General features: G+C 66.5%; 18 protein-coding genes. 11 read left to right on the forward strand and 7 right to left on the reverse strand.

Annotated features, from left to right (window positions below; translation table 11 throughout):
- Window positions 1–24 precede the first annotated feature (24 nt).
- The 7 genes from BLQ70_RS21095 (at window position 25) to BLQ70_RS21125 (ending at window position 5,245) form a co-directional block, all read left to right on the forward strand.
- Window positions 25–498 (forward strand): RidA family protein, encoded by a 474-nt coding sequence (locus BLQ70_RS21095; protein ID WP_061967573.1) that lies wholly within the window; start codon window positions 25–27, stop codon window positions 496–498.
- On the forward strand, window positions 498–1,277 hold the full coding sequence (locus BLQ70_RS21100; protein ID WP_091861015.1) for a glycerophosphodiester phosphodiesterase family protein: 780 nt from the start codon (window positions 498–500) through the stop codon (window positions 1,275–1,277). Before BLQ70_RS21095 ends, BLQ70_RS21100 begins: the two co-directional genes overlap by 1 nt.
- Window positions 1,274–2,512, forward strand: a complete 1,239-nt coding sequence (locus tag BLQ70_RS21105; protein WP_091861017.1) for a GNAT family N-acetyltransferase — start codon at window positions 1,274–1,276, stop codon at window positions 2,510–2,512. Before BLQ70_RS21100 ends, BLQ70_RS21105 begins: the two co-directional genes overlap by 4 nt.
- Window positions 2,505–3,281: a hypothetical protein gene (locus tag BLQ70_RS21110; protein ID WP_091861020.1), complete on the forward strand. Its 777-nt coding sequence runs from the start codon at window positions 2,505–2,507 to the stop codon at window positions 3,279–3,281. The genes BLQ70_RS21105 and BLQ70_RS21110 overlap by 8 nt, the downstream gene beginning before the upstream one ends.
- An 89-nt stretch (window positions 3,282–3,370) precedes the next feature.
- Window positions 3,371–3,799 (forward strand): HIT family protein, encoded by a 429-nt coding sequence (locus BLQ70_RS21115; RefSeq protein ID WP_091861023.1) that lies wholly within the window; start codon window positions 3,371–3,373, stop codon window positions 3,797–3,799.
- 62 nt (window positions 3,800–3,861) lie between these two features.
- Complete coding sequence (locus BLQ70_RS21120) at window positions 3,862–4,332, forward strand: carboxymuconolactone decarboxylase family protein (protein WP_091861443.1); 471 nt, start codon at window positions 3,862–3,864, stop codon at window positions 4,330–4,332.
- A 19-nt stretch (window positions 4,333–4,351) separates the two neighbouring features.
- A complete protein-coding gene (locus BLQ70_RS21125) occupies window positions 4,352–5,245 on the forward strand; it encodes a sigma-70 family RNA polymerase sigma factor (protein ID WP_091861026.1) in 894 nt (297 codons plus the stop codon).
- On the opposite strand, the gene BLQ70_RS21130 is transcribed toward BLQ70_RS21125, so the two are convergent.
- The 5 genes from BLQ70_RS21130 to clpS all read right to left on the reverse strand — a co-directional run bounded on the left by BLQ70_RS21130 (window position 5,242) and on the right by clpS (window position 9,709).
- Entirely contained in the window at window positions 5,242–5,604 is a 363-nt protein-coding gene (locus BLQ70_RS21130) for an AzlD domain-containing protein (protein WP_061967563.1), read from the reverse strand. The genes BLQ70_RS21125 and BLQ70_RS21130 overlap by 4 nt on opposite strands.
- Entirely contained in the window at window positions 5,601–6,323 is a 723-nt protein-coding gene (locus BLQ70_RS21135) for an AzlC family ABC transporter permease (RefSeq protein WP_091861029.1), read from the reverse strand. The genes BLQ70_RS21130 and BLQ70_RS21135 overlap by 4 nt, the downstream gene beginning before the upstream one ends.
- 148 nt (window positions 6,324–6,471) lie before the next feature.
- Window positions 6,472–6,771, reverse strand: coding sequence for a hypothetical protein (locus BLQ70_RS21140; protein WP_091861032.1), 300 nt, complete (start codon window positions 6,769–6,771; stop codon window positions 6,472–6,474).
- A gap of 6 nt (window positions 6,772–6,777) precedes the next feature.
- The gene (clpA, locus tag BLQ70_RS21145) at window positions 6,778–9,303 is read right to left on the reverse strand and encodes an ATP-dependent Clp protease ATP-binding subunit ClpA (protein WP_091861035.1); all 2,526 of its coding nucleotides are present in this window, start codon (window positions 9,301–9,303) and stop codon (window positions 6,778–6,780) included.
- A gap of 46 nt (window positions 9,304–9,349) precedes the next feature.
- Entirely contained in the window at window positions 9,350–9,709 is a 360-nt protein-coding gene (gene clpS, locus BLQ70_RS21150) for an ATP-dependent Clp protease adapter ClpS (RefSeq protein WP_082617444.1), read from the reverse strand.
- Window positions 9,710–9,977: 268 nt separating this feature from the next.
- On the opposite strand from clpS, the gene kdsA reads away from it, so the two are divergent.
- The gene (gene kdsA / locus BLQ70_RS21155; RefSeq protein WP_091861037.1) at window positions 9,978–10,850 is read left to right on the forward strand and encodes a 3-deoxy-8-phosphooctulonate synthase; all 873 of its coding nucleotides are present in this window, start codon (window positions 9,978–9,980) and stop codon (window positions 10,848–10,850) included.
- Window positions 10,843–12,066 (forward strand): MFS transporter, encoded by a 1,224-nt coding sequence (locus tag BLQ70_RS21160; RefSeq protein ID WP_091861040.1) that lies wholly within the window; start codon window positions 10,843–10,845, stop codon window positions 12,064–12,066. Before kdsA ends, BLQ70_RS21160 begins: the two co-directional genes overlap by 8 nt.
- Here the strand turns inward: BLQ70_RS21160 and queF are convergent.
- A complete protein-coding gene (queF, locus tag BLQ70_RS21165; protein WP_061967552.1) occupies window positions 12,051–12,506 on the reverse strand; it encodes a preQ(1) synthase in 456 nt (151 codons plus the stop codon). The two genes, BLQ70_RS21160 and queF, sit on opposite strands and share 16 nt — an antisense overlap.
- Before the next feature lie 275 nt (window positions 12,507–12,781).
- On the opposite strand from queF, the gene BLQ70_RS21170 reads away from it, so the two are divergent.
- Window positions 12,782–13,105, forward strand: coding sequence for a hypothetical protein (locus BLQ70_RS21170; protein ID WP_061967550.1), 324 nt, complete (start codon window positions 12,782–12,784; stop codon window positions 13,103–13,105).
- A gap of 200 nt (window positions 13,106–13,305) precedes the next feature.
- Entirely contained in the window at window positions 13,306–14,589 is a 1,284-nt protein-coding gene (eno, locus tag BLQ70_RS21175) for a phosphopyruvate hydratase (protein WP_091861043.1), read from the forward strand.
- Window positions 14,590–14,612: 23 nt separating this feature from the next.
- Here eno and BLQ70_RS21180 read toward each other — a convergent pair whose 3' ends face one another.
- On the reverse strand, window positions 14,613–15,182 hold the full coding sequence (locus BLQ70_RS21180) for a hypothetical protein (protein ID WP_139163614.1): 570 nt from the start codon (window positions 15,180–15,182) through the stop codon (window positions 14,613–14,615).
- Window positions 15,183–15,281: the final 99 nt, after the last annotated feature.

Here is a 15,281-nt window from a genome sequence, read left to right on the forward strand (position 1 = left end):
TGCCTCGCTCGCGGAGCCAAGCTCATGAACGCCGCCGATACCCGCCTCGCCGAACTCGGCATCACCCTGCCATCCCCGGCCGCGCCCATCGCCAACTATGTGCCCTATGTGATCACCGGCAACCTGCTGGTCATCTCCGGCCAGATCTGCTTCGGACTCGACGGCAAGCTCGCGGACAAGCACAAGGGCAAGCTCGGCGCCGAAATCTTCAACGAGGCCGGCCTCGAAGCCGCCCGCCTCTGCGCCATCAACGTTCTCGCGCAGGCCAAGGCCGCGCTCGGCGGCGATCTCGGCCGCATCGTGCGCTGCGTCCGCCTCGGCGGCTTCATCAATGCCACCCCGCATTTCGCCGCGCTCCCGGCGATCATGAACGGCGCCTCCGACCTGATGGTCGAGGTCCTCGGCGACAAGGGCCGCCATGCCCGTTCGACCGTGGGCGTCGCCGAATTGCCGGCCGATGCCGCCGTCGAAGTCGAAGCGATGTTCGAGATCGCCTGATGACAGCGGGAACGCTCAAGGACGCCGGCCGGCCCGATCTGGGCTGGCTGGTGGCGAAGCCGATCGCCCATCGCGGCCTGCACGATCTCGCTGCCGGCGTGATCGAGAACAGCCCCTCCGCCGCCACGGCCGCGATCGCCGGCGGCTTCGGCATCGAATGCGACGTCCAGCTCACCGCCGATGGCGAAGCGGTCGTGTTCCACGATTTCGTGCTCGACCGTCTGACGGGCGAGACGGGAGCCGTCGTCGCGCGCAAAGCTGCGGAACTCACTGCAATCACGCTCAAGGGTTCAAGCGACAAAATCCTGACGCTGTCGGCCTTCCTCGACCTGATCGGCGGGCGCGTGCCGCTCGTGGTCGAGATCAAGAGCCGCTTTGATGGTGACCTCGCCCTGACCAGGCGGACAGTCGAGGTCCTCGCGAGCTACAAGAGCCATCCGATCGTGATCAAATCCTTCGATCCCGCGATCGTGACGGCGTTGCGTGAGCTCGCCCCGCAGATTCCGCGCGGCATCGTGGCGATGAACGCCTATGATTACGGCGATTACGACAAGCTTTCAGTCGAGCGGAAGCATGCCCTCGCCAATCTGCTGCACTTCACCGAGAGCCGGCCGGACTTCATCTCCTGGAAGGTCACCGATCTCGACAGCGCCGCCCCCTATCTCTGCCGCAACGCGCTCGGTTTGCCGCTGATGAGCTGGACCGTGCGCACGCCGGAAGAGCGGCAGCGGGCCGCCGCCATGGCCGACCAGATGGTCTTCGAGGGTTTTCGCCCTTGAGCGAAGCGGGGAACGGCGATCTCACCGTTCGTGTCGCGACCTCCCTCAAGGCCGTCCCCGCAGGCGCATGGAACGCCTGCGCCAATCCCCACGCACTGGCGGACGCAATCTCGGCGTCCGCCGCGCCTTCGGATGCTCCCGCGCTAGACCGGGACAATCCCTTCGTCAGCCATGAATTCCTGATGGCGCTGGAGGACAGCCGCTGCATCGGCGGCCGCACCGGCTGGTCGCCGGCCTATCTCCTGGTCGAGGATGAGGCCGGCCAGCTCCTGGCCGCAGCACCCAGCTTCCTGAAGAGCCACAGCCAGGGCGAATATGTCTTCGACCATGGCTGGGCCGATGCCTATGAGCGCGCCGGCGGGCGCTATTACCCCAAGCTGTTGGTCGCGGCGCCCTTCACCCCGGCAACCGGTCCGCGCCTGCTGGTCGCGGACGGCCCGCGCGCCGATGAGGCCCGCGCCGCCCTGATCGACGGGCTGGAGGCGCTGCGGGGGCAGACTCAATCCTCCTCGGTCCATGTCACCTTCGCGCAGGAGCCGGACATCGCCGCCCTGCAACAGGCCGGCTATATCGAGCGCAACGATCTGCAGTTCCATTGGCAGAACGAGGCCTTCGGCAGCTATGACGACTTCCTCGCGACGCTGGCCTCACGCAAGCGCAAGGCGCTGAAGCGCGAACGGCGCGAAGCGCTTTCGGCCGGCATCAGTATCGATGTCCTCTCCGGCAATGATCTCACCGAGGCGGTCTGGGACGATTTCTTCTCGTTCTACGAGGATACCGGCGCGCGCAAATGGGGCCGGCCCTATCTCAACCGCGCGTTCTTCTCAGCGGTCGGCGCGGCGATGGGCGAGCGTATCGTCCTGATGATGGCGAAACGCGCCGGGCGCCATATCGCCGGCGCCATCAATTTCCGCGGCGCCAACACCCTCTACGGCCGCAACTGGGGCTGCATCGAGGATCACCCCTTCCTGCATTTCGAGGTCTGCTACCATCAGGCCATCGATTATGCGATCGCGCATGGCCTCGCCCGCGTCGAGGCCGGCGCGCAGGGCGAGCACAAGCTAGCGCGCGGCTATCGGCCGGTGATCACCCGCTCGCTGCACCAGATCGCCGATCCTGGCCTGCGCCGCCCCGTCGCCGCCTATCTCGCGCAGGAGCGCGAGCAGATCGCGGCAGCGCGCGAAGCGCTGGCAGCCGAAAGCCCCTTCCGCAAGACGGGCACCGCCGATGACTGACGCCACCCTTGCAAGCCCGGTCTCCGCGACGCCCGTCTTCTGCGAGGACAACGAACTCGGCTATCGCCGCAGCCTCACCGATTTCACGAGCCCGCTGACGCTCGACGAGAGCTACCGGCTGGCGCATCTGCCATTGGTTGCCCCGGAGCATCCCGGTGTCATCGCCCGGCGCGAGGGCAAGTTCTACGAGATGGGCCGGCACCCGGCGGTCTACTCGCTGGTCCTGCCGTTGGAAGACCAGGCCTTGCGCGCCTCTCCAGCCTTCCTCGCGCTGGAGAACGAGTTGAAGGCGGCCCCCTTCGCCGGCAAGATCGCCTGGGACATCCTGCCGAAGCGGCAGAACCGTCTGCACGCGACAATCTGCGGGTCGCTCGGCCTTGCCGAGCCTCCAACGATCTCGAGTCAAACACACGAAGCCCTGCATAAGATCGAGCCCTTCGCGGTGGAATTGCGCGGGCTCTTCTCCGGCAACGTCAATCGCGGCCGGCTCTATCTCGCGGTCTATCCGGAGAAGCGCGCCGGCCGGAACACGTTGCAGCAAGTTCAGGCCGCCTTCGACCGGGCGCCGGGTGACCTCTGGCTCGTCGGGCTCTACAACCTCACCGACGATCTCGATGCGACTGAGACCACGGCACTGGCCGACATCATCACACGCTGGTGGAACAAGCCTTTGCTCAACCTCGCCGTGACGGAGTTTCAGGTGATGCGCGCGCACGATGACCTCGTGCTCGACGCCCATGTCGAGGCGCTGCTGCTGCTCGGCGCCTGAGGCGGGGGCATCAGCCGGTTCGCGGCCTTGACGCCCCGGCTGGCGCGCCGCAGCTTGCGCCTTCCGTTTTCGATCCTGCCGGACCCGCCATGACCGCCTATGATCCGTCCAATGTCTTCGCCAAGATCCTGCGCGGCGAACTGCCCTCCCACACCGTCTACGAGGACACTGATACGCTCGCGATCATGGATATCATGCCGCGCGCCGACGGCCATGTGCTGGTGGTCCCCAAGGCTGCCTGCCGCAATGTCTTCGATGCCCCCGCCGATGCGCTCAAGGCGGTGGCGCTGACCACCCAGAAGCTGGCGCGCGCCGTGAAGGCCGCGTTCTCGGCCGAAGGCGTCACCATCCAGCAGTTCAACGAGGCGGCGGGCGGCCAGGTGGTGTTCCATCTCCATGTCCATGTCATGCCGCGCTTCGACGGCGTGGCACTGCGCCCGCATACCGGCACGATGGAGAGAAACGAGGTGCTCGCCAACAATGCCGAGAAAATCCGCGAGGCCCTGAAAAAAATCTGACGGACCATGTCACAGCGGGGTGAGCTGCTTCGTCTTGTCGTCATCAACCGATGGAGACAATCATGAGCCAACGCCTCAACGCCTTCCAGATCGCGCCCGAAGCCTACAAGGCCATGCTGGTCCTGCAGGACTACGTCAACAAGTCGGCGCTGGAGCACCGCCTGATGGAGCTGGTGAAGATCCGCGCCTCGCAGATCAACCGCTGCGCCTATTGCCTGCACATGCACGTGCTCGACGCGCGCAAGGCCGGCGAGACCGAGGCACGCATCAACCTGCTCAATGCCTGGGAGGAGTCCGAGCTCTATACGCCACGCGAGCGCGCCGCCCTGCGCTGGACGGAAGAGCTGACCCGCGCCTCCGAGCGCAGCCCGAGCGACGCCGCCTATGCCGAGCTCCGCGAGCATTTCAACGAGAAGGACAGCGTCGACCTGTCCTTCGCCATCGGCGCGATCAACACTTGGAACCGCGTCAATGTCGGCTTCCGCACGCGCCATCCGGCCGACCGGCCGCACAAGACCGAGGCTGCCGCCTGATGACACCAACCCGGCGCGCATGACAGGCGCGCCTGCCAGCCCTTTCGAGGCGAACCGGTCCTACCTGACCCGCCTCGCCTACCGCATGCTCGGCTCGCTCAGCGACGCCGAGGATGTGGTGCAGGATGCCTGGCTGCGCTGGCATGGCGCTGCGCCGGAGGCGATCGCGAACCCGCGCGCCTGGCTCGGGCGCGTGGTCACGCGGCTCTGCCTCGACCTGATGAAATCGGCACGGCGCAAGCGCGAGACCTATGTCGGCGCCTGGCTGCCCGAGCCCTTGATCGAGGCCATCGGCGGCGCGCCCAGCGCCGACGAGGCGATCGACGTGCCCTATGCGCTGCAGCTCGCGCTGGAACGGCTCTCGCCATTGGAGCGCGCGGCCTTCCTGCTGCACGACGTCTTCGACCTGCCCTTTTCGGAGATCGCCGATACGCTCGGGCGCAGCGAGGCGACCTGCCGGCAGCTCGTTTCACGGGCACGCCGCCATGCGAGGGAGGAGGACGGCCCGCGCCATCCGCTCTCGCCTGACGAAGCGCGTCGCTACGCCCAGGCCTTCTTCCAGGCCGCTCACAGCACCGATGCCACGATCCTGAAGAGCATGCTCGCCCATGACGCGATCCTGCGCGCCGATGGCGGCGGCAAGGTCAATTCGGTGCTGAACCCGATCCTCGGCAGCGACAAGATCGGCCGATTCTTTGAAGGCATCGGCCGCCATGTCGAGCGGGAGGGCCGTTCGACCACACGCTATGAATTCGTGATGATCAACGGGCTGCCCGGCTATGTCAGCCTGGAGCGCGGCGAGACCGTGCAGGCCACGGCCTTCGACATCCGCGACGGGCGCGTCACCGCGGTCTACATCATCCGCAACCCCGACAAGCTCGGCCATGTCCGGCGGTTGCTGGAAGCAGCCTAACCTGCCGCGAAGAGCCAGACACCGCCGATCAGGATCATTTCGCCGGCGAGCACCGCGAGCATCATCCGGCGCTTGTCGAACAGCATGACGGCGGCCGCCGCCGCCAGCGCTGCGACGCGCACCCATCCTGGAGCCGCCGCGAGCACGCCCGGCGGCGAGACCATCAGCTTGGCGACGATCCCGGCGAGCAGCGCGGTCGCGACCGCCCTCACCCATTCGAGCAACGGCGAATCGTTGGAGAGCCCGCGCGAGAAGCCCACCGCAAGCCAGCGCCAGATCTCCGTCGGCAGCACGGCGAACAGCATCAGCGCGAGATAGGGCCAGAGCGGCCCGTCGAGCATGGCGATCGGCTGGGTCATGCCGGCTTCCGTTTCCGCCCGATGAGAAAGGCCAGGCTTCCGGCGGCGAGCCCGGCGACGATCAGGTCGAAGCCGCCGCCGATGAAGTGCTCGCAGACCGGAGCGAAGGCCAGCCCGAGGATCAGCGCGGCCACATCGCCGCGATGGCGCAGGCCTGCGATCAGCGAGACCAGGAAGAACATCGGCGTGAGGCAGAGCAGCCCTGCCGCGAAGGGGATCGGGAGCGCGCCCAGCAGGTAATAGCCGGCGAAGGTGCCGATCGAGCTCACCACCATGCAGGTATTGGCGAAGCCGAGGAAATAGGCGACGCGCTGATGCGGCGCGATGCCAGGCAGGCGCCGCAGGCCCTCGCTCCAGGCGGTCACGGCAACGTAATGCGCAAGGAGAAGCTGCTGCCAGATGCTCTGGCCGGGCCGGCGCAGCAGCGGCAGGATCGCCATCGTCATCGGCAGGAAGCGCAGCGAGGCGAAGGCGATCGCGATCACGATCGCGCTCCAGGCGGCACCGGCTGCGATCGAGGCGAAGAACAGCACCTGCGAGGGGCCGGCCCAGACCAGGATCGTGGAGAGCACGGCGACATCGACGGGATAGCCGACATCGCGGGCGAGCGAGCCGATGCCGATCAACCCAAAGCCGACGATCCAGGCCGGCAGCATCAGCGCATCGCGCATGCCGGCCAGCGCGACACGCTGCCAGCTCCAGTCGGCGGATACGCTCATGAGGCCATCGGGGCGGAGTGGGTTCGACAGGATTCCGGCCCGGAACAATTCGAGCCCATTCCTCTATCGCTCATGCACGTGACGCTTGCCTAGGCACCGGCAGGCCGGCCGGCTCTGCATCTCTTGCAAGCGCGGGGCGTGCGTCCTCTCAGCCTTTGCCGCCCTTCATCGCAATGGCGATGATCTCGTTGGCGAAATCGATCAATTCCTTGGGAATGCCACCGACAGCCTGGACGCCCAGATAGATCAGATAGATGAGGGCCGGCACCAGGATCCAGCCCAGCACTTCTTCGAAAATCTTGCGGCGCCGCCGGCGGCGGTCGCGCTTTTCGAACCAGCCGAGCTTTTCCTTGGCCGGGCGAGCGGGAGCCGAGGCCGGGGCCGGAGCCTCCTGAAGCACCTCGCCGCTCTCGGCGGCGAGGCTTGCGGTCTTTCGTTTGAACAGCACGGTGCCTTACGCCTTCGTCAGCGGGACCTTGGGAACGGTGCGGACGGTCTTGGCCGAGGCCTTCGCTGCGCCACCCGTCCCACCCGGAGTGCCGCCACCTTTAGGCGCTCGCCGCGGCGGAGTCTTGGTCGTTTTGCCGGTGGCAGCCGCTTTCGCGCGCGGCTTCGGCACACGCTTGGCGGTTGCCGCCTCGACATCCTTCTCCGGCTTGGGCCTGGCCGGCCCGTCCGGGAATTCGAGGCCGAGCACCTTGATGCCGGTCTCGGACTGGACGACGACGACCTTCACCGCGCCGCCGCTCTTCAGACGGCCGAACAGCACTTCGTCGGCGAGCGGTGTCTTGATCGTCTGCTGGATCAGGCGGGCCATCGGGCGGGCGCCCATCGCCTCGTCATAGCCGTTCTCGACCAGCCATTCGCGCGCCTCGTCCGAGAGCTCGATCGTGACGTTGCGGTCGGCGAGCTGCGCCTCGAGCTGGAGCACGAACTTGTCGACGACGCGGGCGACCACCGTCTTCGGCAGATGGCCGAAGGAGATGACCGAATCGAGCCGGTTGCGGAATTCCGGCGCGAACAGCTTGTTGATCGCCTCGGTATCGTCGCCCTCGCGCTTGGTTCGGGTGAAGCCATAGGCGTTGCGGGCCATGTCGGCGGCGCCGGCATTGGTGGTCATGATCAGGATGACGTTCCTGAAATCGACCTGCTTGCCGTTGTTGTCGGTCAGCTTGCCGTGGTCCATCACCTGCAGGAGGATGTTGAACAGGTCGGGATGAGCCTTCTCGATCTCGTCGAGCAGCAGCACGCTATGCGGATGCTGGTCGATCTGGTCGGTCAGGAGCCCACCCTGATCGAAACCGACGTAGCCGGGAGGCGCGCCGATCAATCGCGAGACGGTGTGGCGCTCCATGTATTCCGACATGTCGAAGCGGATCAGCTCGACGCCGAGCGAAGAGGCGAGCTGGCGCGCGACCTCGGTCTTGCCGACGCCGGTCGGACCGGCGAAGAGATAGCTGCCGATCGGCTTCTCGCCGTCGCGCAGGCCGGCGCGGGCGAGCTTGATCGCCGAGGACAACGCCTCGATCGCCTTCTCCTGGCCGTAGACCGTGCGCTTCAGCGTCGTCTCGAGGTTGCGCAGCACCTCGGCATCGTCCTTCGAGACGGTCTTGGCCGGGATGCGGGCCATGGTCGCGATCGCGGCCTCGATCTCCTTGACCCCGATCGTCTTCTTGCGCTTGGCTTCGGTCACCAGCATCTGCGAGGCGCCGGTCTCGTCGATCACGTCGATCGCCTTGTCGGGCAGCTTGCGGTCATGGATGTAGCGGGCCGAGAGCTCCACCGCCGCCTTGATGGCGTCGTTGGTGTAGCGCAGCTTGTGGAACTCCTCGAAATAGGGCTTCAGCCCCTTGAGGATCTCGATCGTGTCCGGCACCGATGGCTCGTTGACGTCGATCTTCTGGAAGCGACGCACCAGCGCCCGGTCCTTCTCGAAATACTGGCGGTATTCCTTGTAGGTGGTCGAGCCGATGCAGCGCAGCGAGCCCGAGGCCAGCGCGGGCTTGAGCAGGTTCGAGGCGTCCATCGCGCCGCCCGAGGTCGCACCGGCGCCGATCACCGTGTGGATCTCGTCGATGAACATGATCGCCTTCGGGTGCTGTTCGATCTCCTTCATCACCTGCTTGAGGCGTTCCTCGAAATCGCCGCGATAGCGCGTGCCGGCGAGCAAAGTGCCCATGTCGAGCGAGAAGACGGTCGCGTCCTCCAGCACCTCGGGCACCTCGCCGCGGGTGATCTTGAGGGCGAGGCCCTCGGCGATCGCGGTCTTGCCGACGCCGGGGTCGCCGACCAGCAGCGGGTTGTTCTTCTGGCGACGGCACAGGATCTGGATCGTGCGCTGCACCTCGGCCTCGCGGCCGATCAGCGGATCGATACGCCCGTCCCTCGCCTTCCGGTTGAGGTTGACGCAGTAAGCGTCGAGCGCGCTTTCCTTTTTCTTCTTGTCCTTGTCCTCGGCCTGGCCCTGCTCGGCGCGCTGCTCGCGCTGCGGTTCGCCCTCCTCCTCGGAACCGCGGACAGGCCGGCTCTCGCTCGCGCCGGGGCGCTTGGCGATGCCGTGGCTGATGTAGTTGACCGCGTCGTAGCGGGTCATGTCCTGCTCCTGCAGGAAATAGGCGGCGTGGCTCTCGCGCTCAGCGAACATCGCGACGAGCACGTTCGCGCCGGTCACCTCCTCGCGACCGGACGACTGGACATGGATCACCGCGCGCTGGATGACGCGCTGGAAGCCGGCGGTCGGTTTGGAATCGTCACGCCCGTCGGTGACGAGATTGGTCAATTCCGCGTCGATATAGTCGACGAGATTGCGCCTGAGCAGGTCGAGATCGACGCTGCAGGCGCGCATCACCGCGGCCGCGTCCTGGTCATCGACCAGCGCAAGCAGGAGGTGTTCGAGGGTGGCGTATTCGTGACGGCGCTCATTGGCCAGAGCCAGAGCCCGGTGAAGCGCCTGTTCGAGACTGCGCGAGAAACTCGGCAAGGGGCGCGCTCCTATCTGATTTCCAAAAGAACTCGATGACCCAAGACTACTTTTTCTCCATCACGCATTGCAGCGGATGCATGTGCTTGCGCGCCAGATCCATGACGAGCGTAACCTTGGTCTCGGCGACTTCGTAGGTAAAGACGCCGCATTCGCCGACGCCGTTCTGATGCACATGCATCATGATCTGCGTGGCTTCGGAGCGGTCCTTGTTGAAGAAGCGCTCCAGAACGTGAACGACGAACTCCATCGGCGTGTAGTCGTCGTTGAGCAGCAGGACGCGATAGAGATTGGGCTTGCGCGTCCGCGTCCGGGTGAGGACGGCAGTGCCGCTGCCCTCGCGCCCGTTGCCTTCGCGCCCGCCGCCATCGTTCGGCGGCTGGCCGCGCCTGGGGCGATCGGCCATGGTGAGCCCGTCGCCCGCGCGCACCGGACGCCCTGCCTGGCTTGCCCTGTCCTGGCCTGACTGCATCATTCCCGTCCGCGCCGTATCCATCGATCCTGCATCGCCACCCGAGATAGTGCTTCGCCTGTGAATTTACAGACCTCGCCCCTGCTTCGCCAGCCCGTTTGAAGGCAAGCTTGATCCATAAGCTGTCCGCAGGGCTGCCCTGACTTGACCCGGCAGGGCTCACAGACATAAGCCCGGCAGCCCGCCGGACAAGGACGCCGCCATGACTCCCAACGCCATCGTGACCATCGGCGAGGATCTCGCCCGCCCTGTGCGCTTCGGCAATGCATTGCCGCTCGCCCTGATCGCCGGACCCTGCCAGATGGAAAGCCGCGACCACGCGCTCGAATGCGCGCTGGCGCTGAAGGAGATCGCGGCGGAGCTGAATATCGGCCTCGTCTTCAAGGCCTCCTTCGACAAGGCCAACCGCACCAGCGTCAAGGGCGCCCGCGGCATGGGAATGAAGGCCGGCCTGCCCGTCTATGCCGAGATCCGCGAACGCACGGGCCTGCCGGTCGTGACCGATGTCCACGAAGCCGATCAATGCGCACCCGTGGCCGAAGTGGTCGACATCCTCCAGATCCCGGCCTTCCTCTGCCGCCAGACCGACCTGCTCGTCGCTGCCGCGAAGACCGGCCGCGTCGTCAACGTCAAGAAGGGCCAGTTCCTCGCGCCCTGGGACATGGTCAATGTCGCGGCCAAAGTGACCGAGAGCGGCAATCCGAACGTGATGCTGACCGAGCGCGGCGCCTCCTTCGGCTACAACACGCTGGTCTCCGACATGCGCGCCCTGCCGACCATGGCCGAAATCGGCGCGCCCGTGATCTTCGACGCCACCCATTCGGTGCAGCAGCCCGGCGGCAAGGGCGCCTCGACCGGCGGCCAGCGCGAATTCGTGCCGGTGCTGTCCCGCGCGGCGGTCGCCGTCGGTGTCGCCGGCCTCTTCATCGAGACCCATCCCGATCCCGACAAGGCACCGTCGGACGGCCCCAACATGGTGCCGCTATCGGAGTTCAAAGCGCTGATCGAGGAGCTTCAGGGCTTCGACCGCCTGGCCAAGTCGCGGACCGCCCCGGCGGCCGTCGCTGATGTCTGAACCCGCTTCGTCGGCAGACCCATCGACGACATCGCTACGAACGCTCGTTCTCGTCCTGGGAGCCTGTGGCTTCGCCTCGACCTTCACCATGCGGCTCATCGATCCGCTGGTGCCGACGCTCGCCGGTCATTTTGCCCGGTCGATCGCGCAGGTCGCGGTAATGGCGACGGCATTCTCCTTCTCCTACGCTTTCGGGCAGCCGATCCTCGGCCCGATCGCCGACGCGGTCGGCAAGATCCGCACGATCGGCACCTGCCTCGCCCTTCTGGTCCTGCTGTCGATCGCCTGCTCCTTCGCGCCGAATTTCGAGGCCTTGCTCGCGCTCCGCGCCGCCAGCGGGATCGTCGCCGGTGGGATTATCCCGATCGCGATGGCGGCGATCGGCGATCGCGCGACCATGGCACAACGCCAGATCACGCTCGGCCGCTTCACCGTCATCATGATCTTCGGTCAGATGGCGGGCGCCGCCTGTTCCGGCGTGATCGCCGAATATGTCGGCTGGCGGGGCGTCTTCCTGATGGCGGGCGGCATTGCCGGGCTCGCGCTCCTGATGCTCACCTTGACGATGCGGCCCCGTGCCGGGGCGGTACGTCGCCGTCCGACACTGCGGGGAGCGATCGCCAGTTACGCGGCCGTCTTCTCGAACCCGCGCTCGAAGCTGCTCTATGCGCTGGTCATCACCGAAGGCAGCCTGATCTTCGGCATGCCTCCCTTCGTCGCCGCGATCCTGCAGGAGCGGGCCGGCATCGGCCCGTCGCTCGCCGGTTTGGTCATCGCCGGAACGGGCATCGGCGGGCTGATCTACGGTCTCTCGACCCGTATCCTGGTCGATCGGATCGGCCCCGCCCGCATGCCGATCGTCGGCGGCGTCCTGATGGCGATCGGCTATGGGCTGTTTGCGCTGCCCTTCCTGCCGTGGTGGAGCGCCGTGCCCTTCTTCGTGGTCAACGGCTTCGGCTTCTTTCTGATGCACGGCACGTTCCAGGCGCAGGCGACCGAACTCGCGCCCGAGGCCCGCGGCTCTGCGGTCTCGCTGTTCGCCTGCTCGCTTTTTGCAGGCCATGCGCTCGGCCCCGTGCTGATGGGCACAGCGCTCGCCCTGCTCGGCACGACCGGCGCCGTCAGCCTTTTTGCCGTCGGGATCGGACTGCTCGGCTTTGCCGCGCCGCGCATCCTGCCGATGCTCGGCGCGGCTGAGGCTCAGCGCCCGCGATAGGGCGCGACGCCCTGGTCGGGGAGCCAGAGGCCCTTCGGCGGCTCCCCCGTCTGCCAGAACACGTCGATCGGGATGCCGCCGCGCGGATACCAGTAGCCGCCGATGCGGAACCATTCCGGCTCCAGCAGGTCGACCAGCCGCTTGCCGATCCCGACGGTGCAGTCCTCGTGGAAAGCGCCGTGGTTGCGGAACGAGGCGAGATAGAGCTTCAGCGACTTCGACTCGACCAGCCATTTGCCCGGCAGATAGTCGATGACGAGGATCCCGAAATCGGGCTGGCCGGTGACCGGGCAGATCGAGGTGAATTCCGGACAGGTGAAACGGGCGAGATAGTGCGTGCCGGCATGCGGATTGGGCACGCGGTCCAGCCGCGCCTCCTCCGGCGAAGCGGGCAAGGCGCTGCTCTGGCCGAGCTGCAAGGTCGAGGCGTCGATGGTCATGGGATGCTCCTGGATTTGGCGGGGTTCTAGAGCATCTCCGGCCGATATGGGAACTGCCGCCGTTTGCGGCATGGGAAAGCAGTCCAGCCCGGCGCCCGCAACTGTGCGAACGACCACCCGTTCGCAAATGAAGCGTTCGATGAAAGCCTCAAGTTCTGCGCAATTAAGCCGGGTTGTTTGCTTAAATATTTCCGGAATTTCCACACGCATATTTGTGCGGATAGGCAGCATGTTCCAGGTCTAACTCGCGCAATCAGAAGCCTAGACCGAACTCCATGATCATTGCCGGCATCTTGTTCCTGATCGGCCTTCTGATCGGCTTGTCCTACGGCTATCCGGCCATCATTCTCGCCAGCGCCGCGGTCACGCTCATCGCTTTCCCGACATGGATCATCCGCGGCGAGCTCGGCCTGTTCGTCGTGCTCGTCTGGATCGGATACCTCTTCGCCCTCCAGGCCGGCTTCCTGCTCGGCGGCTATCTCGGCCTGCCGGAAGAGGAACAGGACCTACCAGAGCCAGACCGGCCGCCCCGCAGCGAGGCAAAGACCCGCCCACCACAGGACGGTCAGGCCGGACCAGAACAGGACAGAGGCGAGTGAGGGTCGGCGGCGGTTAGGCATGGTCTGGAACATGATCGTTTCCCGATGGGACGAAGCGTCGGAACAACCGGTCAATCCGCAAGCCGCGCGCCATCGGGGGCCGCCCCACCGGCACCGGCCTGCCGATTGAGGCTTTCCCCGCGGCAGGCTGTTGGCTAGAAGCGCCTTATCCATTCGCCCCGCCTCTTCCGGAGCCTGCCATGACCGCGATCATCGACATCATCGGACGCCAGATCCTCGATTCCCGCGGCAATCCGACGGTCGAGGTCGATGTTGTGCTGGAAGACGGCTCGATGGGCCGCGCCGCCGTTCCGTCGGGCGCTTCGACTGGCGCGCATGAGGCGGTCGAGCTGCGCGACGGCGACAAGTCGCGCTATCTCGGCAAGGGCGTCCTCAAGGCGGTCGAGGCGGTCAACGTTTCCATCGCCGAAGCGATCGTCGCCATGGATGCCGAGGACCAGACCGCGATCGACCAGGTGATGATCGATCTCGACGGCACCCCCAACAAGTCGAAGCTCGGCGCCAACGCCATCCTCGGCGTCTCGCTCGCCGTCGCCAAGGCCGCCGCCGAGGCGTCCGGCCTGCCGCTCTATCGCTATGTCGGCGGCACCTCGGCCCGTGTCCTGCCCGTGCCGATGATGAACATCGTCAATGGCGGCGCCCATGCCGACAACCCGATCGACTTCCAGGAATTCATGGTGATGCCGATCGGCGCGACCTCCTTCGCGGAAGGCCTGCGCATGGGCTCGGAAATCTTCCACACGCTGAAGAAGAAGCTGCACGACGCCGGCCACAACACCAATGTCGGCGACGAGGGCGGCTTCGCCCCGAACATCAAGTCGGCCGAGGCCGCGCTCGACTTCGTCATGCAGGCGATCGAGACCGCCGGCTACAAGGCGGGCGAGGATGTCGCGCTGGCGCTCGACTGCGCCGCGACCGAGTTCTTCAAGGACGGCGCTTACGTCTACGAGGGCGAGCGCAAGACCCGCGATCCCAAGGCGCAGGCCAAGTACCTCGCCAAGCTCGTCGGCAATTACCCGATCGTCTCGATCGAGGACGGCATGGCCGAGGACGACTGGGAGGGCTGGAAGGCGCTGACCGATCTCGTCGGCTCGAAGTGCCAGCTCGTCGGCGACGATCTCTTCGTCACCAACGTCACCCGCCTGTCGCAGGGCATCAGGACGAAGACGGCGAACTCGATCCTGGTCAAGGTCAACCAGATCGGCTCGCTGACCGAGACCCTCGCCGCCGTCGAGATGGCGCAGCGCGCCGGCTACACCGCGGTGATGTCGCACCGCTCGGGCGAGACCGAGGATGCGACCATCGCCGATCTCGCCGTCGCCACCAATTGCGGGCAGATCAAGACCGGCTCGCTCGCCCGTTCGGACCGGACCGCGAAGTACAACCAGCTGCTGCGCATCGAGGAAGAGCTCGGCGCACAGGCCGTCTATGCCGGCCGCTCTGCGCTGAAGGCGCTGGCCTGATCGAAAGCCTCACGCTGCCGCGCTCACCAGCGCGGCAGCAGGCCGTTCGCCTGCGTCAGGGTCCATGAGCCTGCCGCCTGCATGCTCCCGGCCGCACCGGACACCGCGTCGGCGACCTTCATCACTGGCGCGACGACGAACTGGCGCAGCGATGAATCGGCGGGCTCGCCGCCAGACGGTTCCGCATCCGTGACAGCCGCCGGAGGCAGGATCACCAGGGGCGCGCCGATCGCCTGCCCCTTTGTCTTGGACAGCACCGCCAGACGGCGCGGCGGCAATGTTGCCACGTTCACGGCAACACGCGCCCGGGCCTGAGCGGCACCCTGCGATGGCGTCCAATCGCCCTCCTCAGGCCAGGCAAGCGACATCGGCATCGCCAGCGCCGCAGGCGTGAGTGGACGTCCGACCTCGAAACTCCCCTCATCGACCCATCCGGTTTCCGCGAGCCGGTCGCCGATCTTGCCGTCGCGCAGCAAGGTCAGGGCTGGCGCCTTGGCACCATCGGGCGCCGCATCGGATAGGAGAGCCGGCACCATCACCAGCAGGGCCGTCGCCGTCGCGATGCCCAGGGAGAGCAACAGGTCGCTCCCCAATCGCGCCGCCATCGTGGCCGGCGCGGGAAAATCAGATTGTCTCGACATCGGTTGCGCTCCGCATCGCTGCGCCCCTTGAACCTCACGGCGCAAGGAAGC

It is taken from the genome of Allobosea robiniae (genome assembly GCF_900102525.1).
Classification (GTDB): Bacteria; Pseudomonadota; Alphaproteobacteria; order Rhizobiales; family Beijerinckiaceae; genus Allobosea; species Allobosea robiniae.